The 18,820-nt window shown below is 63.4% G+C and carries 17 protein-coding genes; 12 read left to right on the top strand and 5 right to left on the bottom strand.

The features are described from left to right. Positions 1–98 precede the first annotated feature (98 nt). The 5 genes from NKJ26_RS03700 to NKJ26_RS03680 form a co-directional block, all read right to left on the bottom strand. Positions 99–905 (bottom strand): ABC transporter permease, encoded by an 807-nt coding sequence (locus NKJ26_RS03700; RefSeq protein ID WP_352599583.1) that lies wholly within the window; start codon positions 903–905, stop codon positions 99–101. A gap of 2 nt (positions 906–907) precedes the next feature. Further along, positions 908–1,741: an ABC transporter permease gene (locus NKJ26_RS03695; RefSeq protein WP_352693769.1), complete on the bottom strand. Its 834-nt coding sequence runs from the start codon at positions 1,739–1,741 to the stop codon at positions 908–910. 22 nt (positions 1,742–1,763) lie between these two features. After that, positions 1,764–2,879: an ABC transporter substrate-binding protein gene (locus tag NKJ26_RS03690; protein ID WP_352599578.1), complete on the bottom strand. Its 1,116-nt coding sequence runs from the start codon at positions 2,877–2,879 to the stop codon at positions 1,764–1,766. A gap of 72 nt (positions 2,880–2,951) precedes the next feature. Beyond that, a complete protein-coding gene (locus NKJ26_RS03685) occupies positions 2,952–4,046 on the bottom strand; it encodes an ABC transporter ATP-binding protein (RefSeq protein WP_352599575.1) in 1,095 nt (364 codons plus the stop codon). 119 nt (positions 4,047–4,165) lie between these two features. Then, the gene (locus NKJ26_RS03680; protein ID WP_352599573.1) at positions 4,166–5,062 is read right to left on the bottom strand and encodes a LysR substrate-binding domain-containing protein; all 897 of its coding nucleotides are present in this window, start codon (positions 5,060–5,062) and stop codon (positions 4,166–4,168) included. A 77-nt stretch (positions 5,063–5,139) separates the two neighbouring features. Here NKJ26_RS03680 and NKJ26_RS03675 point away from each other — a divergent pair, with 77 nt between their 5' ends. The 12 genes from NKJ26_RS03675 to NKJ26_RS03620 all read left to right on the top strand — a co-directional run bounded on the left by NKJ26_RS03675 (position 5,140) and on the right by NKJ26_RS03620 (position 18,751). Beyond that, positions 5,140–6,768 (top strand): zinc-binding metallopeptidase family protein, encoded by a 1,629-nt coding sequence (locus NKJ26_RS03675; RefSeq protein ID WP_352693766.1) that lies wholly within the window; start codon positions 5,140–5,142, stop codon positions 6,766–6,768. Continuing rightward, complete coding sequence (locus NKJ26_RS03670) at positions 6,755–7,687, top strand: dimethylarginine dimethylaminohydrolase family protein (protein ID WP_352693764.1); 933 nt, start codon at positions 6,755–6,757, stop codon at positions 7,685–7,687. The genes NKJ26_RS03675 and NKJ26_RS03670 overlap by 14 nt, the downstream gene beginning before the upstream one ends. A gap of 160 nt (positions 7,688–7,847) precedes the next feature. Next, positions 7,848–8,465, top strand: coding sequence for a cupin domain-containing protein (locus NKJ26_RS03665; RefSeq protein ID WP_352693762.1), 618 nt, complete (start codon positions 7,848–7,850; stop codon positions 8,463–8,465). 138 nt (positions 8,466–8,603) lie between these two features. Further along, a complete protein-coding gene (locus tag NKJ26_RS03660; RefSeq protein WP_352693760.1) occupies positions 8,604–9,545 on the top strand; it encodes an ABC transporter substrate-binding protein in 942 nt (313 codons plus the stop codon). A 98-nt stretch (positions 9,546–9,643) separates the two neighbouring features. Further along, positions 9,644–10,444, top strand: a complete 801-nt coding sequence (locus tag NKJ26_RS03655) for an ATP-binding cassette domain-containing protein (protein WP_502903078.1) — start codon at positions 9,644–9,646, stop codon at positions 10,442–10,444. After that, on the top strand, positions 10,441–11,454 hold the full coding sequence (locus tag NKJ26_RS03650) for an ABC transporter permease (RefSeq protein ID WP_352693756.1): 1,014 nt from the start codon (positions 10,441–10,443) through the stop codon (positions 11,452–11,454). The genes NKJ26_RS03655 and NKJ26_RS03650 overlap by 4 nt, the downstream gene beginning before the upstream one ends. A gap of 1 nt (position 11,455) precedes the next feature. Continuing rightward, entirely contained in the window at positions 11,456–12,544 is a 1,089-nt protein-coding gene (locus NKJ26_RS03645) for a phosphotriesterase family protein (RefSeq protein ID WP_352693754.1), read from the top strand. A 30-nt stretch (positions 12,545–12,574) separates the two neighbouring features. Next, on the top strand, positions 12,575–13,345 hold the full coding sequence (locus NKJ26_RS03640; protein ID WP_027022812.1) for a glutamine amidotransferase: 771 nt from the start codon (positions 12,575–12,577) through the stop codon (positions 13,343–13,345). A 2-nt stretch (positions 13,346–13,347) separates the two neighbouring features. Next, complete coding sequence (locus tag NKJ26_RS03635; RefSeq protein ID WP_352693752.1) at positions 13,348–14,259, top strand: ribokinase; 912 nt, start codon at positions 13,348–13,350, stop codon at positions 14,257–14,259. Next, complete coding sequence (locus tag NKJ26_RS03630; protein ID WP_027022814.1) at positions 14,256–15,104, top strand: BtpA/SgcQ family protein; 849 nt, start codon at positions 14,256–14,258, stop codon at positions 15,102–15,104. The genes NKJ26_RS03635 and NKJ26_RS03630 overlap by 4 nt, the downstream gene beginning before the upstream one ends. Then, positions 15,101–16,345, top strand: coding sequence for a Zn-dependent hydrolase (locus tag NKJ26_RS03625; RefSeq protein WP_352693750.1), 1,245 nt, complete (start codon positions 15,101–15,103; stop codon positions 16,343–16,345). The genes NKJ26_RS03630 and NKJ26_RS03625 overlap by 4 nt, the downstream gene beginning before the upstream one ends. A gap of 252 nt (positions 16,346–16,597) precedes the next feature. Further along, positions 16,598–18,751 carry a transglycosylase domain-containing protein gene (locus NKJ26_RS03620; protein WP_352693749.1) on the top strand — a complete coding sequence of 718 codons (2,154 nt, stop codon included), beginning with the start codon at positions 16,598–16,600 and terminating at the stop codon, positions 18,749–18,751. Positions 18,752–18,820 lie beyond the last annotated feature (69 nt).

Below are 18,820 nucleotides of genomic sequence, written 5' to 3'. Positions count from 1 at the left end.
CCTTGCCAGATACAGCCATTCGCCGCACGCAGGCGGTGGCGATCATCGGAAGGAGGAATGCCGACGATCTCGAAAATACGAATTCGCCGACAGGCTCTTCAGCTGATGTCGCGCAGCCTAACGATGAAGCTGCGAAGCGCAAGCACCAGCACCGTGATGATGATCAAGATCACCGAAAGGGCTGCGATCGCAGGATCGATGTTGTCGCGCAGGCCCATCCACATCAGCCGTGGCAGCGTGATGGCATTGACCGAGGTGATGAACAGGGTGACGCCAATCTCTTCCCAGGAGAGCACGAAGGACAGCAACGCCGCGGTGACGATGCCGAACTTGATGTTGGGCATGATGACGCGCGTGGCGCGCTCCCATACCGTGGCGCCGAGGCCCCGCGCGGCGAGGTCGATGCGCCGGTCGAGCTGGCTGAGCGAGACCAGGATCAGCACGGTGGCGAAAGGCACCGTCATCACCGAATGCGCCATGGCGACGCCGAGCCAGGTGTCGTAGCCGAAGAAGGAGCTGACGCCGGAGATCGAGGTGAGCAGAAAATAGAGCGTCACCGCCGAGACCACCGGCGGCACCACCATCGGCAACAATACGAAGCCGACCAGAGCGGCTGTGAAGCGCGGCTGGAACATCCACACGCCGAGGCTGAAGCATAGCGCCAGCACGGTGGAGATGGCACTGCTGAGGATGCCTATCCGGATCGAGAGCAGGATGGACTGGAGCCAGCGCGGATCCTCGATCAGCGACCGGTAGTGGCGCAGCGACAGCTCGCCCGACGGCATCGCCAGCATGCGGCTCGGCGTCAGCGAGACCGGGATGACGGCCAGCAGCGGCAACAGCAGGAACAGCGCCACCAGCACGGCGAGGATCAGCGAGACGGGTCCAGGGCGATAAGTCGGCATCGCTACACCAGTTGCTTCGGTCTGACATAGCGGAACAGCAGCGCCATCAGCGCGCCCACGAACAGCACCAGCACGACGCTGATCGCCGCGCCCAGCCCCCAGTCAGGGCTCTGGAATATCCTGAGATAGATCAATTCGGCGATCATCACGCTGCGGCCGCCGCCAAGGATCGCCGGCGTGACGAAGAAGCCGAGCGAAAAGACGAAGACGATCAGCGCCGAGCCAATGATGCCGGAGCGCGTCATCGGCACGAATACCGTCCAGAAGGTGCGCATGCGGCTGGCGCCCAGCCCGCGCGCTGCGAGCAGCACGCGCTCGTCAAGGCTGCGCATGGCGGATGCCAGCGGAAAGACAGCGAAGGGAATGAGGAAGTGCGTCATACCGACGATGACGCCGAACTCGTTGCGCACCAGGGTCAACGGCTCGGAGACGAAGCCGATCGATTGCAGCCAAGTGTTGATCAGGCCGCGATTGGACAACAGCGCCACCCAGCCGAAAGCCCGCGTCAGCACCGAAATCCAGAACGGCACCAAGATACAGAATTCGGCAACGAGGCGCTGGGCCGGCGTGCCGCGCACCCAGACCACGGTGATGGCATAGGCAGCGGCGACCGAGCCGATGGTAACGATGGCGGCAATGCGCAGCGTGCGTATGAACACTGACTGCACGAGGCTATCGGTGAGCAACGCCCGATACTGGCCCAGCCCCGGCGTCGGCAGCGTGAAGCTCCATTTGACGACGCCGAGGAACGGCCAGGCATAGGCCAGCACGAGGAACAGGAGCAGCGGCGCCATCAACAGCGCCGCGCCCATCCTGTTGGAGAGAACGCCTCTCATATCAGGTCAATATCCCCGTCGGTCAGGCGGAGATTATCTTGGTGTATTCGTCGAGCGCGGCGCCGTAGTTCTTGGCATACCAATCCATGTCGAGCGCGATCTGCTTCTTCATGTTCTCGGGGTCGACCGGGTTGATACGCTTCTTGTCGGCCGGGATCAGCGCGTCGGTCGCCGGATTGGCCGGGCCCTGTCCGAGCTTGTCGAACATGACCAGCTGCTTTTGCGGGTCCTGTGCGCTGGCGATGAACTTCATCGCCGCGTCCTTGCCGCCGGGGTTGTTCTTGAGTACGGCAAGCGCACCGGGCGAGATCAGGCCCTGGTCCCAGATGAACTTGATCTTGCCGCCCGAATCCTGCTCGATCAGCGAGGCGCGGGTCGACCAGACGATGGCCATCGAAGCTTCACCGTTGAGCAGCACGCTCTGGCTCTCGGCGCCACCGCCCCAATAGGCGACGATGTTCTCCTTGAAAGCGGCGATCTTGTCATGCGCGCGCTTCAGGTCGAGCGGGTAGAGCGATGCCGGTGCGATGCCGTCGGCCAGCAGGGCGACTTCCCAGCTCGATACGCCCCATTTGTAGAGAGAACGCTTGCCGGGAAACTTCTTCACGTCGAAGAAATCGGCCATGCCGGTAGGTGCATTGCTGCCATATTTTTCGGAATCATACGCGATCACATAGGAGAAGAAATAGGTCGAGGCGGCATAGTCCCAGCCGAAGCCGGGGCGCATCTTCTTCTTGTCGACGATTGTGTAGTCGATCGGCTCGAGCATGCCTTGCGCACCGAGCGTGATGGCCGAGAACGGGTCGACGTCGACCAGGTCCCAGGTGGGCGCGCCGCTCTTGAACTGCGCCGCAATGGCGCCTTCGGTCGGGCCCGAGCCGTCCATCTTGACGGTGATGCCGGTATCCTTGGTGAAGGCCTGGCCGTAGGCGGCGTCGTAAGCCGTGATGGCGTCGCCGCCCCAGTTCACCAGCACCAGTTCTTTTGCCGCGGCAAAAGATCCGGTCGAGCGCAACAGCATCGGCGTGCCGGCCAGTGCGAGTGCCGCCAACTGCGTGAATTGCCGGCGAGAGATCTCACCGCGAACCGCCCTGGCGGACAGGCTCTCGATGGCTTCTTTCTTGGTATCTTTTGTCATGTCAGTTCCCCTTTTTTGTTGTTGATCATTTCCGGAAAGCCGGTGCGGCGGATATCAGGCCGCGCCAGCCGCTCATTGTCCTCCGTCCGGAAGGAGGAAACCTTTTTCCGCCGGCCACGTCAGCCAGACGGAATTGCCGTTGCTGAGTGCGGCGGCCGCGACTTCATTCGGCACCGAGACAGTCACTCTGGCACCCTGCCGCGTCGTCAGGTCGAGCTTGGTCGCGGCACCCATGTAGGTCGAGGCTATGGCGGTCGCGGCGATGCCGTTCTCGCCGACGGCCGCCTCGCGCGCAATCGACATATGTTCGGGCCGGACCGCGAGAATGGCGTCACCACGGACTTTCTCGGCCTTGCAGTGCATGTTGACGGCGCGATCCTCACAGAGTCCCGTCGAGCCATTGTCGGCCGGGCGTACCCCTTTGAGCGGCAGCATGTTGATCTCGCCGAGGAACTCGGCGACGAAGCGGTTGTCCGGCCTGTCATAGACCTCGTCCGGCGCGCCGACCTGCAGCAGCTTGCCGTGATTGAAGATGGCGACGCGCGACGACAACGCCAGCGCCTCGCTCTGGTCGTGGGTGACGAAGACGAAGGTGGTGCCGGTCTCCTGATGCAGCCGCTTCATCTCGGCCTGCATCTGGCCTCGCAGGCTCTTGTCCAGCGCCGAGAATGGCTCGTCGAGCAGGAGTACGCCGGGTTCGAACACCAAGGCGCGGGCGAGCGCCACGCGTTGCTGCTGGCCGCCGGAAAGCTGCGCCGGCAATTTCTTCTCGTGACCGATCAGGCCGACACGCTCGATCATTTCCCCGACCCGGCGCTTGACCTCGGCGGCTGACTTCTTGCGCACCTTGAGCGGGAAGGCGATGTTAGCCTCCACGCTCATATGCGGAAACAATGCATAGCCCTGGAACACCATGCCGGCGGCGCGCTGCTCGGCCGGACGATCGGTGATGTCGGTGCCGTCGCTGAAGAGCCTGCCCTCGGTCGGCTGTATGAAACCGGCCAAGATCATCAGGAAAGTGGTCTTGCCCGAGCCGGAGGGGCCGAGCAGCGTCAGGAACTCGCCACGGCCTATATTGAGCGTCAGATCGTCCAGCGCACGGAACGAGCCGAAGCTCTTGCCGATCCCGATTGCCTTGATCTCTGCGGCCCGGCCGGGTTGCTGCATTCTGCCTCTTCCTCAGTCCAAGATGAAATCGTAGGCAGGCCGGCGGCTCACCGCAACCGAATAGTTTTCGCCTGATCGGCAAATTTCATTCATCTATGGTGCGTTGCGAGATCGAACTCTCAATACGGCCGAACGCGGTTCTCCGACAGCTTCGACCTCAGCCATCCGCCAAACGCTTCCAGCACCGGGTGGCTCGCCTTGGCATGCTCGGACACCAGGAAATAGGAGCGCGGCGATTTGATCGCTATGTCGAAGGGTTTGACCAGCCGGCCCTCGCTCAGCGCCTTGCGGCTGGTCAGTTCGTCTCCCATGGCGATGCCCTGGCCGGCAATCGCCGCCGAGAAGACGAGGTTCATGTCGGAAAAAAAGATGCCGCCTTCGGTATCCGGGTTCTCGACCTTGGACAACGCCAGCCAGCGCGCCCAGTCCTCGGTATCGCCAAGGTGGAGGAGATTGGCGCGCAGGACATCGGCGGGCCTGGAAAAGCCACCGACCTTGTTGAGCAGCGTCGGGCTGCAGAGCGGCGTGAACGAGATTTCGCACAGCAGCTCGACCGCACGGTTCGGCCAGTTGCCGACACCGAAGGCGATGAAGGCGTCGGCCTCGGCGTTGCTGACGTCGTCGAGCCGCCTGGGCGTCAGTATATGCAGCGCCACATCCGGATACATCTGCCGGAACTCGGCGATATGGGTGCACAAAAACAGCGAGGCGAAGCCCGGCGTGCAACTGACGGCGAACGAACCGCCGACGCCAGTACCTGCATCGCGCGTCACCGCATCGCCGAGCACGGTCAGCGCCTTGCGCACGTCGCTGGCATAGCGTTGGCCGCGTGGCGTCAGGGCCACGCCCTTGCCGATGCGCTCCAGGAGGTCGAAGCCGAGATCGCGTTCGAGCAGGCGAAGTTGATGGCTCACCGCGCTGCGGGTCAGGTGCAGTTCGTCGGCGGCGCGCCAAACGCTGCCATGGCGGGCGAAACTGTCGAGGGCGCGCAGCGCCTGTGTGGAGGGAATTCTCAAGAGGTGAACCGAATTTGCATGAACCGGGAAAACATATCACTTTTTGGCGAGCCGCTTCACTGCTTTCTTCTCTCGCCATGGAGAAAGCGGTCACCACACCGGCGCAAGCGACCGCGCTTGCCTGCCTCGATGGCATCCAGCCATCGCTGTCGCAATGGACGCGCACGATTTTCGACTATGGCGAGACCGCCTGGCGTGAATATCAGTCGGCCGCCTGGTATGTGGCGCGGCTGAGGCATGAGGGCTTTTCGGTCGAGGAGGGCTCGGGCGGGATGCCGACCGCGTTTTGCGCCCACTGGACGAACGGCGCGGGACCAACCATCGGCATGTATGCCGAGTACGACGCGGTGCCCGGAAACTGCCAGGACGCGGTGACGGTGAAGCAGGCACGCCCCGGTCTCGGTTTCGAAGCGGGCGGACATACCGATCCGCATTCGGGATTGGGCATGGCGGGCCTCGGCGGTCTGCTCGCCACCAAGGCTGCCATGCAGCGACACGGCATTCCTGGCACGTTGCGCTTTACCGGTGAACCCGCGGAAAAGGTGCGCGGGTCGAAGCCTATTCATGCGGCCAAGGGCTATTATGACGGCCTCGCCGGCATGATCTCCTTCCATCCCTTCTACATGCTGCCGCTCTGCAACACGGCGCGCTGGGACACGCATTGCGGCGCGGCTTACGCCATGATCTACCGCTTCATCTGCGACGAGCCGGAGAGCTGGATACTGGCGGGCGACGGCGCGCCGATCCCGCAGGCGCACTCGGCGGTCCGCGCGCCCGGCGCCAACGACGCGCTGATGACGATGTACATGGCCTCCAAGGCGCTACGTGACTCCATGCTGCCGCACCAGGGCGGCTGGTCGATCAGTGAGGCGATCCTGACTGCCGGCCAGGCCACCGCCGACAATCTGCCGGCCGGACTGGCGGAAATCCAGTACATGATCCGCGTGCCGACGCTTGCCATGGCCGAACAGGTCACCGCAGCGCTCGATCGCAATGCCGCCGCCGCCGCCGCGATCAGCGGCTGCCGCTACGAACGGCATTGGGTATCGAAGTCGCGGCCGGGGCTGGCCAACCACGCCATGGCCGAGATCGCTTATGAGGCTCTGTCGACGGTAGGCCCGCCCCAATGGGACGAATCCGCGAAGGCGATCGCCCGCGAGATCCAGGTCCATGCCGGCGGCGTGGCGACCGAAAATCCGTTCATCGACGAGTTGGAGCAACTGATCGACCCCAAGCAAGCCGAGGCGATCCTGCGGCGTGACCTGCCGCCCTCGCAGGTGAATTCGACCTCGGACGACTACACGGACATGAGCTGGCACGCGCCGACGGCGCGCTTCTATGTCGCCCGTCCGGCGCTGCGCTCCACAAGCGGCCGTGCCTACCCTGCCTGGGCGATGAACGCGCTGGGCGGCATTCCGGCGACGATCGATCCGATGGTCGCCTGCGCGGCAAAAACGATCGCGTGCTCCGCCCTTCGCCTGCTGGAGGACAAGACGGCCCGCGATGCGGCGATGGCCGAATTCATTGCCCGAACCGGGGGCGGCATTGGCGGCTCAAACTGGATCGCGCCGCTCTGCGACTACGAACCGCCGATCGGTTTTCGCTGGCCGGAATATGTCACCACGCCGCGCGGCCGCGACTGGTGGATCCCAAGCAACCAATCCCTCCAAACCGCCTCACGAGGAGAACTCCATGACCGTTCATGACCGCATCGTCGCCGAGCCGTTTTCGCTGCAGCGCCGCAATCCGGCCGGCGGCACCAAGCCATTGACCGCCTGGGGTTTTGCCAATGAAACCGACGTGCTCACCGATGTGCTGCTCGGCTCGCCCAATTTCCTGCGCCATCTGTCGACCAGCTCGCTGTCGCGCAAGCACCTGCGCGAGGCGCCCTGCAACGTCCAGATCGCGCAGGCGCAGCACAAGGACCTTGTCGCCGCCTATGAGCATTTCGGTGTCAATATCCACTGGCACGAGCCAACGCCGGAGCTGCCGATGCAGGTCTATTCCCGTGATTCCAGCGTCATGACGCCTTATGGCGCCGTGATCACCGCCATGGCCAACTGGTGGCGGCGCGGCGAGAATTATGCCGCGATCCGTACCTACGAAAAACTCGGCATTCCAATCTATGACATGGTTACTGCTGGCACGTTCGAAGGCGGCGACTTCAACGTCATCGAGGATGGCGTGGTGCTGATCGGCTGCGGCGGCGCCCGCACCCAGGAAGAAGGCGCGCGCCAGGTGCAGGGCTGGTTCGAGAAGGAGGGCTGGGAGACCCGCATCGCCTTCATCGACGAATATTACGTTCACATCGACCTGATGGTGGTGCCGATCGCCGAAAAACTGACCGCCGTCTGCCTCGCCTGCACCGAGCCCGACATCGTCGACTGGCTGAAGGGCAAGGGCCACGAAATCATCGACGTGCCGTTCCAGGACACGATGGCGCTCGGCTGCAACTTCATGTCGCTCGGCAAGGACAGGGTGATCGCGCCGACCTCCAGCCAGACGCTCATCGGCCAGCTCAAGGCGCGTGGGTTCGAGGTCGCAGCGGTCGACATGAGCGAAATCTCCAAGACCGGCGGCGGCATTCATTGCATGGCGCAGGCGCTGAAGCGCGAAGCGGCGTAAGGGACCGCCGCTCTCGCCGGCATCGAAACGGCGAGCGCGGCGCCTACCCTGGATGGGTCCTCGGCACCCGTCCGGCGCGTTGTCCGATTTTCACGGGATGGACAACGCCCGGGATCGGTTTTACGAGTCGGCCCAACCAGCGGAGTTGTTCGCGTCCCCGATGAACAAGATCGATACCCACAACAGCAAGGGCAGCGACGAGCGATCGACCGCCACCAGCCTCTTGCGGCTCGGCACCCGGTTGAAGCTCTCCCGGCAGACGCGTGGGCTGACCTTGAAGGCGCTCGCTGCCGCCGCGAACTGCTCTGAAAGCCTGCTTTCCAAGGTCGAAAACGGCAAAGTCTCGCCCTCCCTTCCCATGCTTCACCGGCTTGTCGAGGTGCTCGGTACGAACATCGGCTGGATGTTCGAGGAGTCCGATGGCGAGGAAGGCATCGTCTTTCGGGCTGGAGCGCGGCCGTTGATCGCACTCGATCCGCTTCGGCGCGGCGAAGGCATCTCGCTGGAGCGTGTCATTCCTTATTCGCCAGGCCATCTCCTGCAGTGCAACATCCATCATATCGAGGCAGGCGGGGAAAGCGCGGGTCCGATCCAGCATGCCGGCGAGGAAGTCGGCTATCTCCTGGAAGGCGCCATCGAACTGATGGTCGGTGAAAAGACGTTTCGCCTGTCCGCCGGCGATTCCTTCGTTTTCAACTCCGAACTGCCGCACTGGTACCGCAATGTCGGCGATGAGCGCGCCAGCATTTTCTGGGTGAACACGCCGGCGACATTCTGATCCGCCGCGCTCCATTTCCTTTCGTTGACACTAATTCAAGTGACTTGACAATAAATCAAGCATCTTGAATTATGGCTGTGCGCCAAGGCGCCAGGTGAGCCCGATCAAGGGCCTTTCGCAAAACCAAGGGGAACCGGAATGCGTCTTACCAAGATACTTTCAGGCTGCGTCGCAGCCATCGCCATGACCCTCGCGCTTGGCTCTGTTTCCGCCATGGCCGAGACCTATGCGCTGGTGACCATCAACCAGCAGGCTCTGTTCTTCAACCAGATCAATGACGGTGCGACAGCGGCGGCAAAAGCTGCCGGCGTCGACCTCGTCATCTTCAACGCCAACAATGTGCCGAGCGCGCAGAACGACGCGATCGAGAACTACATTACCCAAAAGGTCGACGGCATCATTCTCGTCGCCATCGATGTCAACGGTGTGAAGCCGGCAATCACCGCGGCCAAGGCCGCCGGCATTCCCGTCATCGCCATCGACGCGCAGATCCCGAATGGCGACAACATCGCCTTCGTCGGTGTCGACAACACCAAGGCCGGCGAGGATATCGGCAAGTTCTACGCCGAATACGTCAAGGCCAAGCTGAACGGAACCGCCAAGATCGGCGTCGTCGGCGCGCTCAATTCGTTCATCCAGAACCAGCGTCTCGACGGCTTCAAGAAGGCCGTCACCGACAGCGGCCAGAAGGTCACCTTCCTCGACACCGTCGATGGTCAGAACGTGCAGGACGTAGCACTCTCCGCCTCCGAAAACCTGATGACCGCCAATCCCGACATGACGACGCTTTACGCGACCGGCGAGCCGGCTCTGCTCGGCGCGGTTTCCGCCGTCACCAGCCAGGCTCGCACTGGCGACGTCAAGGTGTTCGGCTGGGACCTGACCAAGTCGGCCGTGCAAGGTCTCGAAGAGGGCTGGGTGGTCGCCGTCGTCCAGCAGGATCCGGCCGGTGAAGGCAAGGCTGCCATCGAAGCCTTCGTCAAGCTCAAGAAGGGCGAGAAGATCGAACCGATCATCAATGTTCCGATCACCATCGTGACCAAGGAAAATGTCGGCCAGTTCAAGGACATGTTCAAGTAAGATCCTCCCCGGACGGCCGGGCTGCGCATCGATCTCATGGATTGCGTGCGCAGCCCGGCAGCCTATCATTCGAACATGCCGCGCAGAGAACTGGAACCATGATGAGCGATGGCGAGACCTACCGCGTCAGGATGACCGGTATTTCCAAACGATACGGCCCTATCCAGACGCTGGACGATGTCTCACTGAACCTGAAGCCTGGCGAGGTGCTCGGTCTGGTCGGCGACAATGGCGCCGGCAAATCCACCCTGAGCAAGGTTCTGTCCGGTGCGGTCATTCCGGATTCCGGCACGATCGAGATCGATGGCAAACCTGTAGCCTTTTCGTCACCGGCCGATGCCCGCGCCGCACGGGTGGAGATGGTCTACCAGGACCTTTCGCTCTGCGACACGGTGGATGTGGCGGGCAACCTCTTCCTTGGCCGTGAACCGCGCCGCCACGTTCTCGGCGTTCCCTTTCTCGACAACAAGCGCATGCATGACGAGACCCGCGAGATGCTCGAGCGGCTCGGCATCGTCATCGCCGACACGACGCTCAAGGTCGAAAACCTCTCCGGCGGGCAGCGCCAGTCGATCGCCATCGGTCGCGCCGCTTCCTTCGACCCGTCGGTGCTGATCATGGACGAGCCAACCGCCGCCCTTGCGGTGGCGGAAGTCGAGGCGGTTCTGGAACTCATCCGCGCCGTCAGCGCCCGCGGTGTCAGCGTTATCCTCATCACTCATCGGCTGCAGGACCTGTTCCTGGTCTGTGACCGCATCCAGGTCATGTATGAGGGCCGCAACGTCGCCGAACGAAAGATCGGCGACACCAGCATCGAGGAGGTCGTCAACCTGATCGTCGGCCGGAAATTCATGGCGCGTTCGGCCCGCGCCAGCCGCGACGAGGAGGTACAGCCATGAACGTCACCTCCGCCGATGTTGGCGCCCCGCCGGCCAAGCGCGCCCACAACGGCACTTGGAAGGATGTGGCGATAGCCAATGGCAGCGTCGTATCCATTGCGCTGTTCTTCATCGTCGTCTGCGTGGTCTTCTCGCTGATCACCGGCTCCTTCCTGACGGCGCCCAACCTGCTCAACATCGTGCGCCAGTCAGCGCCGCTGCTGATCGTCGCGGCAGCGATGACCTTCGTCATCACCACCGGCGGCATCGATCTTTCGGTCGGTTCGGTGCTGGCCCTGACGGCGACACTGTCGGCCGTCTTGCTTCAGGCTGGCCTGCCATGGCCGCTCGTCATCATCGCCATGCTGGCGCTCGGCGCGGCGATCGGCGCCTTGCAGGGCTTCTTCATTGCCTATGAGCGGATACCGGCTTTCATCGTCACGCTCGCCGGGCTCTCGGTCATTCGCGGGGTGGCGCTGCTGATCACCGGCGGCTACTCGATCCCGGTCGAGCCGACGAGTTTCTTCGTCAACATCGGCAGGGCCTGGTTTCTCGGTGTTCCCGTACCCGCACTGCTCGCCCTTGTCGTCCTGATCGTCGCCTATCTCGCCTTCAACCAGACGCCGTTCGGCCGCTACGTCACCGGCATCGGGGCCAATGCCGAAGCCGTGCGCCGCGCCGGCGTCGATACACGCTTCACGACGCTCTTCGTCTATGTCCTGTCGGGCACGGCGGCGGCGGCGGCCGGTATTGTTCTTGCCGCCCGGCTGGGTTCCGGCTCGTCGAATTCCGGCCAGGGTTTCGAACTCGATGTCATCGCCGCCGTAGTGCTTGGCGGCACCAGCCTGTTCGGCGGGCGCGGCACGATCATCGGCACCGTGCTTGGCGCGTTGACCGTCGCGGTCATCGGCAACGGCCTGATCCTCGCCCACATGTCGCCCTTCCTGACGCCGATCGTCACCGGCACAATCATCCTCGTTGCCATCTGGCTGAATTTCCGCCTGTTCAAGGGCGCCGCGCGGAGCCGCTGACATGGATCACCTGTTCGACAACACGCCGAAACAACGGGTGCCGATCGGTGTTGGCTCTGGCACCGTGATCACCGTTACCGGCCCGGTCGCGATCGCCGACATGGGCGTGACGCTGATGCACGAGCATATCCTTCTGGATGGCTCGACATCGTGGAAATGCCCATGCCATCCCGACGAGAAGAAGATCGCCGAACAGCCGGTCAGTATGGAGATCATCGGCGAGCTGCGGATGAACCCCTACATGAACCGCGACAACGTCTCGCTCGACGACAGCGACCTGGCGCTTTCGGAACTGGCGAAGTACCGGGCGCTCGGCGGCCATACCGTGGTCGATGCCACCAATATCGGTATTGGCCGCGATCCGGTGAAGCTGGCTCGCATCGCCCGCGCCTCCGGACTGCGCATAGTCATGGGAACAGGCTTTTACCTGCAGCACACCCACCCCGAATGGCTGAAGGCGATGGACGTCGACGACGTCACCGAATTCCTCGTCAACGATGTCGGCGGCGGGTCGACACAGCCCGAAATCATGGCCGGCATCATCGGCGAGGTCGGCGTCAGCAAGGACTTTACCGACGAGGAGCGCAAGTCGCTGCGGGCTTCGGCCCGCGCCGCCAAGATCACCGGCGTGCCGCTGACCATCCATCTGCCGGGCTGGGAACGGCTGGCGCATGACGTGCTCGACATGGTGGAGGCCGAAGGCGCCGATCTCAGGCATACGGTGCTTTGCCACATGAATCCGAGCCACAACGATCTCGCCTACCAGAAAAGCCTCGCCGCACGCGGCGCTTTTCTGGAATACGACATGATCGGCATGGATTTCTATTATGCCGACCAGGACGCGCAGTCGCCTTCCGACGAGCAGAATGCGCAGGCGATCCGCTCGCTGATCGACATGGGGCTGGTCGACCGGATTCTGCTGTCGCAGGACGTCTTTCTCAAGATCATGCTGACGCGCTTTGGCGGCTTCGGCTACAGCTTCATTCTCAAGCATTTCGTGCCGAGGCTGAGACGCCATGGCGTCGAGCAGTCGGCAATCGACCGCATGCTCATCGACAATCCAATGACCGTGTTCGGCGAAGGCCCCTGAGCCGCGGCTCCAAGCAACAAGGGAATATACATGTCCAGGAAGAAGGTTCTTCTCGCAGGCGAGTCCTGGGTCTCGACCGCGACCCATATCAAAGGCTTCGACCAGTTTCCGACCGTGACCTATCACACCGGCGCCGATGAACTGCTGACAGCGCTGAAGGATGGTCCGTTCGACGTCACCTTCATGCCGGCGCATGAGGCACAGCGAAATTTCCCGCAGACGATGGAAACGCTTTCGGCCTATGACGCGGTCGTACTTTCCGATCTTGGCGCCAACACGCTGTTGCTTCACCCCGACACCTGGATCCATTCCAAACCAACACCGAACCGGCTGCGCCTGCTGCGCGACTATGTCGGCAATGGCGGCGGCCTGTTGATGTTCGGCGGCTATTACAGTTTCCAGGGCATCAATGGCGGCGCGCGCTATCACAAGACGCCCGTCGAGGAGGTTCTACCGGTCACCTGCCTGCCGGTGGACGACCGCGTCGAGGTTCCCGAAGGCTATGCGCCAGTCGTTGTCGGCCCGCAGACCCATCCGATCCTCAAGGGCATCGGGAAGGATTGGCCAATCCTGCTCGGCTTCAACGAGGTCGCCGTCAAGGACGGCGCGGAGGTTCTCGCCACGGTGTCGTCCGACTACCGTTCCCTGCCACTGCTGGTTACCGGCAAATATGGCAAGGGCCGTACCGTTGCCTGGACTTCGGATGTCGGCCCGCACTGGCTGCCGCCGGGCTTCATCGCCTGGAATGGCTACAAGACGCTGTTCGAACAGATGCTGGGCTGGGCAACGGCCAGGGATTAGCCATGCGCGTCCATGTCGTCGGCAATGTCTGCGTCGATACGACGTTTCGGCTGGACCGGTTTCCGCGGCCTGGCGAGACGCTGAGCGCATCGGAACATGGCGACGGACTTGGCGGCAAGGGGGCGAACCAGGCGGTGGCCGCCGCGCGTACGGGAGCCGACGTCCGCTTCCATGCGGCGATCGGCAACGATGCCGCCGGAGCATGGATAAGCGAGCAGTTGCGCCGCGATCTCGATGCCAGCCATCTGACGATGCTGGCGCTGCCCAGCGACCGGTCGACGATCCTGGTCGATGTGCGGGGCGAGAACCTCATCGTCACCGGCGCCAGTTGCGCCGCCGCCTTCGATCCCGTGGCTGACGGCGGCTTTATCCGATCGGTCGAGCACGGCGATATCTTGATGATGCAGGGCAACCTTGGTGCGGATGTGACGGCGGCTTGCCTCAGGGCGGGGTGCGATGCGGGAGCCGTTACTATCTTCAATCCCAGCCCGCTTGTTGCCAGCCGTGCACCCAGTTTGAGCGCCGTCGGCCTTGCAATCGTCAATGCGGGCGAAGCGGAGCAATTGACCGGAGCCAGCGACCCTGCCGCGGCAACCCGCGAATTGATCCGCCGGGGCGCCGACACCGTGATCGTGACGCTTGGCGCGGGTGGCTGTCTGGTGGCCGATGGCGAAGGACGGATCGACCGGTTCGCGGCGCCGAGCGTGGCCGTGCTAGACACCAGCGGCGCGGGCGATGTCTTTTGCGGCTGCCTCGCCGGCTGCCTTGCAGGCGGCATGGACCTCGCCACGGCGGTGCGGATCGCGGTACGCGCCGCGGCGATCTCGGTCGGACGCGCCGGAACGCTCGAATCCTGCCCCGACAGACGCGAGATGAAAATACTCATGGAAACGACGGAAGCGGAAACCGCATGACAAAATCCACAAAATCCATCGGTTCCAAACAGGTCGCCAATGACGCGCTGCGGTCGATCTTCGGCAGAAGCAAAGTGGTGATCGGCGTCGTTCACCTGGCACCCCTGCCAGGCGCGCCACGCTACGATGGCGAGGCGGTCGAGGCCATCTACCAGCGGGGCCTCGACGACGCCAAAGCCTATCTCGATGGCGGTTGCGACGGCGTGATCGTCGAAAACCACGGCGACGTGCCGTTCGCCAAGCCGGACGACATCGGGCCCGAAACCTCCGCCTATATGTCCGTCGTCTCCGATCGGATCCGCAGGGAACTCGGCCGGCCGATCGGCATCAACGTGCTCGCCAATGCCTCCATTCCCGCGCTGTCGATCGCCAGTGCCTCCGGCGCGGCCTTTGTCCGCGTCAATCAATGGGCCAATGCCTATGTCGCCAATGAGGGCTTTATCGAAGGCGAAGCGGCGCGGGCCATGCGTTTCCGCGCCAGACTTCGGGCCAACGGCATCCGCATCTTCGCCGATGCGCATGTCAAGCATGGCGCCCATGCGATCGTCGCCGACCGGCCGGTCGAGGAACAGGTCAAGGACCTGGTCTTCTTCGACGCCGACGCGGTGATCGCCACCGGCCAACGCACCGGCCACGCCGCCGACCTCGGCTACATCAGGATGATCAAGGACGCCGCTGGACTGCCGACGCTTGTCGGCAGCGGCGTGACGCCCGAAAACGCCAACGATATCCTCGACATCGTCGACGGCGTCATTGTCGCCAGTTCGCTGAAACATGATGGCGTCTGGTGGAACCAGGTCGATAAGCAACGGGTAAACGCCTTCATCCGCGGCCTCAAGCGGTGACTTTGGTGCCGGAGATCGACGGCGAGCGGCTGCTCGGACGGCTCGACGCGTTCGCCCGGATCGGCGCGACTCCCGCCGGGGGCGTCAACCGGCAGGCGTTCAGTGCGGAGGACCGCGGCGCACGGCGCCTGCTGGCGGAACTCGCGAAGGAGCGCGGCTTCGCCGTTTTTCAGGATGGCATCGCGAACCTCTTCATCCGCCGCGATGGCGTGGATGCCAGGCTGCCGCCGCTGTTGATCGGCAGTCATCTCGACAGCCAGCCGACCGGCGGACGCTTCGACGGTGCGCTCGGTACGCTTTCCGCCTTCGAGGCGTTGGAGGCGCTGGAGGACGCGCAGGCCGAAACCCGAATGCCAATCGAGGTCGTTGCCTGGGCCAATGAAGAGGGCAGCCGCTTCGCGCCGGGTGCGATGGGCTCCATGGCCTTCGCCGGCACCGACGTCGCCGCATGGAAATCGATAGTCGGTAGCGACGGCGCGTGCCTCGGGACGGAGATCGAGGCAACGATCGCTGCCTTGCCGGAGGCGGGCCTTCGTCCGCTCGGCATGTCGATATCAGGCTATATCGAGCTGCATATCGAACAGGGACCGTCCCTGGAACAGGAGCGATTGCCGATCGGTGTCGTCACCGCCGTTCAGGGCACGCGCTGGCTGGAAGTTTCCATTGAGGGCGCTGCGGGTCACGCCGGTACGACCGCCCTCGCCTACCGCAGGGATCCGATGGTCGCCGCCGTTGCCGCAATGCGCAGGCTGCAGACGACTATCATGCCGCTCGATAGCCGCGCGCGGTTCACGGTGGGCCGGGTAGCCGCTCAGCCGGGATCGATCAACGCCATACCGCAATCCGTGATCTTCACCGTCGACATCAGGCATCCGCAGCCGGAGCGGCTCGAGGCCATCGAGGCCGAGGTGCGCCAGGTCTGCGCGGCGGAGGCAGGAGCCCAGCATTGCTCGGCAGTGATCGGACGGTCGTTCGACATGCCGGGGGCGGCATTCTCTCCCGACATGGTGAAAATAGTCGAGGAGGCAGTCCGTTCGCTGCGGCTACCGCACAAGCAGATAATATCGGGCGCATTCCATGACGCGCTGTTCCTCGCTCGGGTGGCGCCCGCCGCGATGATTTTCGTGCCCTGCCGTGACGGGCTTAGCCACAACGAAGCGGAATATGTAGAGCCCGCCCACGCGGTCATCGGCGCGCGGGTTCTGCTGCAGGCAGCAATCGCGGCGGCCTCGCCGCGATGATCGTTTGAAGCACTGCCTTCTGGCAGGATGATCGCTCCGACCTTGGGCCAGCCAGATCAAGACGCGCGGCTTCGAGGCGGCGGCGGTCGCCATCCATGCCTGCCCCCGCCCTTTGCGCCAACAAACCGTGCGCTGTGCCCTGGCCGCCCTTGTGAGTGCCCGCAAAATGGATGAATAGTCGGGGCGGAGCGCTGCCCTGAAATTGTCTGCTTGCGGTTTTCAGGTCATGCCACAGCCGAGCCGGGTTTTTGAATGGTCAGCCCTGAACCGCGCAAGAGAAGAGGTCCGATCGCCTCCCGCCTGCTGGCGCTGGATGCCTGGATCGATTCCTCGCTCTACGAGATCGGCTTCAAGGCGCGCCAGTTCTGGGAAGCGGCGACGATCTTCTCCCGGCACTTCCGCTTCACCGGCTGGCGTCGCGGCATCATCGAACTGCTGAGCGAAGGCTTTACGCTGGGTGCCGGCGGTATCGTGGTGATGCTGGCATTGGCCATTCCGGCCTTCCAGGATACGGCAGGCGACTGGCGCGCGCAGGGCGACTTCGCCGTCACTTTCCTCGATCGCTATGGCAACGAGATAGGCCAACGCGGCATCATCCAACGCGACTCGGTGCCGGTCGACGAGATGCCTGATCATGTCATCAAGGCGGTGCTCGCCACTGAAGATCGCCGTTTCTTCGATCACTACGGCATCGACGTGCTGGGCCTTTCGCGCGCAATCTTCGAGAATGTGCGGGCGAACTCCGTCGTCCAGGGCGGCTCCAGCATCACCCAGCAACTGGCCAAGAACCTGTTCCTCACCAATGAGCGCACGTTCGAACGCAAGATCAAGGAAGCCTTCCTGTCGCTGTGGCTCGAGGCCAATCTGTCGAAGAAGGAGATCCTGCAGCTCTATCTCGATCGCGCCTATATGGGCGGCGGCACGTTCGGCATCGAGGCGGCCGCCGACTTCTATTTCGGCAAGAGCGTCAAGGACCTGAACCTTGCCGAGGCGGCGATGCTTGCCGGCCTGTTCAAGGCGCCGACCAAATACGCTCCCCACATCAACCTGCCGGCGGCGCGCGCGCGCGCCAATGTGGTGCTGTCCAATCTTGTCGATTCCGGTTTCATGACCGAGGGCCAGGTGCTGCAAGCAAGATTGCACCCAGCCGATGTGGTCGACCGCGGCGAGCAGAAAAGCCCCGATTACTTTCTCGATTGGGCCTTCGACGAGGTCAAGAAAATTGCCAAACCCGGGCAGCATTCACTGGTTGCCCACACCACTTTCGACGCCAACATCCAGAAGGCGGCGGAGGAGTCGGTGGAATTCCATCTGCGCCAGTTCGGCAAGGAATACAATGTCACCGAAGGCGCTGTCGTCGTCATCGAGACGAACGGCGCGGTGCGGGCCATCGTCGGCGGCCGCGACTACGGCACCAGCCAGTTCAACCGCGCCACCAAGGCGTTGCGCCAGACCGGCTCGTCGTTCAAGCCCTATGTCTACGCAACCGCGATGGAACACGGCTTCACACCGAACTCGGTCATTTCGGGTGGTCCGATCAGCTGGGGCGCCTGGTCGCCGCACAATTACAGTGGCGGATCGGCCGGCAACGTCACGCTGCTGATGGCGATGGCCAAATCGATCAACACCGTGCCGGTTCGGCTGGCCAAGGACTACCTCGGCATTCCCCCGATCAAGGCGATGGCGGAGTCGTTTGGCGTGGAATCGCCACTCGAGGGGCACAAGACCATGGTGCTCGGCACCTCGGGCATGACGGTGATGGATCAGGCGACGGGCTACAGCGTGTTCGCCCAGAACGGCTTCGTCGGCTCCCGGCACGGCATCGCGCAACTCGTCACCCGCACCGGCGAAGTGGTCTACGATTTCGCCAAGGACGCGCCGCCGCCGCACCGCGTTCTGTCCGAGCAAGCGCTGAAATCGATGAACACGATGCTGACGGCGGTTCCTGTGATAGGCACAGCGAGACGCGCCCAGTTGCCCAATATCGTCGTGGCCGGCAAGACCGGCACGACACAATCCTACCGCGATGCCTGGTTTGTCGGCTTCACCGGCAACTACACCGCGGCCGTGTGGCTGGGCAATGACGATTTCACCCCGACCAAGAAGATGACGGGCGGCTCGCTGCCGGCGATGGTGTGGCAGCGCCTGATGGTCTACGCACACCAGAATATCGACCTGAAGCCGATCCCCGGGATCGACAAACCCTTTGTCGACGAGGAGATCGCGGCCAAGGCCGCGGACGCGCAGAACAAGAACGACGAGCAGGCCGCGACCGATGCCGCCGCCGAACGGCCGGCGGTACTGTCCGGCCGGACCACGCAGACTTTGAGGGACATGACCAAGCTGTTCCTCTCGGCACCTGCCATAGATCCACCAGCATCGCCCGAGACGCTGTCGGCGCTGTGATTCTTTCTGAGTGGCTCAAGCGGGCAAATCCATCGGCCCGCTTGCCATGAGGCCCCGCGCCGCGATATC

The sequence above is a fragment of the Mesorhizobium sp. M0152 genome (assembly GCF_040322415.1).
Lineage (GTDB): Bacteria > Pseudomonadota > Alphaproteobacteria > Rhizobiales > Rhizobiaceae > Mesorhizobium.
The sequence above is the reverse complement of the archived record's forward strand: the minus strand, read 5'-3'. Positions and strand labels throughout refer to the sequence as shown.

Coding starts and splice junctions, on each gene's coding strand:
- NKJ26_RS03700 (WP_352599583.1), bottom strand. CDS start 905: ATGCCGACTTATCGCCCTGGACCCGTCTCGCTGATCCTCGCCGTGCTG.
- NKJ26_RS03695 (WP_352693769.1), bottom strand. CDS start 1,741: ATGAGAGGCGTTCTCTCCAACAGGATGGGCGCGGCGCTGTTGATGGCG.
- NKJ26_RS03690 (WP_352599578.1), bottom strand. CDS start 2,879: ATGACAAAAGATACCAAGAAAGAAGCCATCGAGAGCCTGTCCGCCAGG.
- NKJ26_RS03685 (WP_352599575.1), bottom strand. CDS start 4,046: ATGCAGCAACCCGGCCGGGCCGCAGAGATCAAGGCAATCGGGATCGGC.
- NKJ26_RS03675 (WP_352693766.1), top strand. CDS start 5,140: ATGGAGAAAGCGGTCACCACACCGGCGCAAGCGACCGCGCTTGCCTGC.
- NKJ26_RS03670 (WP_352693764.1), top strand. CDS start 6,755: ATGACCGTTCATGACCGCATCGTCGCCGAGCCGTTTTCGCTGCAGCGC.
- NKJ26_RS03665 (WP_352693762.1), top strand. CDS start 7,848: ATGAACAAGATCGATACCCACAACAGCAAGGGCAGCGACGAGCGATCG.
- NKJ26_RS03660 (WP_352693760.1), top strand. CDS start 8,604: ATGCGTCTTACCAAGATACTTTCAGGCTGCGTCGCAGCCATCGCCATG.
- NKJ26_RS03655 (WP_502903078.1), top strand. CDS start 9,644: ATGATGAGCGATGGCGAGACCTACCGCGTCAGGATGACCGGTATTTCC.
- NKJ26_RS03650 (WP_352693756.1), top strand. CDS start 10,441: ATGAACGTCACCTCCGCCGATGTTGGCGCCCCGCCGGCCAAGCGCGCC.
- NKJ26_RS03645 (WP_352693754.1), top strand. CDS start 11,456: ATGGATCACCTGTTCGACAACACGCCGAAACAACGGGTGCCGATCGGT.
- NKJ26_RS03640 (WP_027022812.1), top strand. CDS start 12,575: ATGTCCAGGAAGAAGGTTCTTCTCGCAGGCGAGTCCTGGGTCTCGACC.
- NKJ26_RS03635 (WP_352693752.1), top strand. CDS start 13,348: ATGCGCGTCCATGTCGTCGGCAATGTCTGCGTCGATACGACGTTTCGG.
- NKJ26_RS03630 (WP_027022814.1), top strand. CDS start 14,256: ATGACAAAATCCACAAAATCCATCGGTTCCAAACAGGTCGCCAATGAC.
- NKJ26_RS03620 (WP_352693749.1), top strand. CDS start 16,598: ATGGTCAGCCCTGAACCGCGCAAGAGAAGAGGTCCGATCGCCTCCCGC.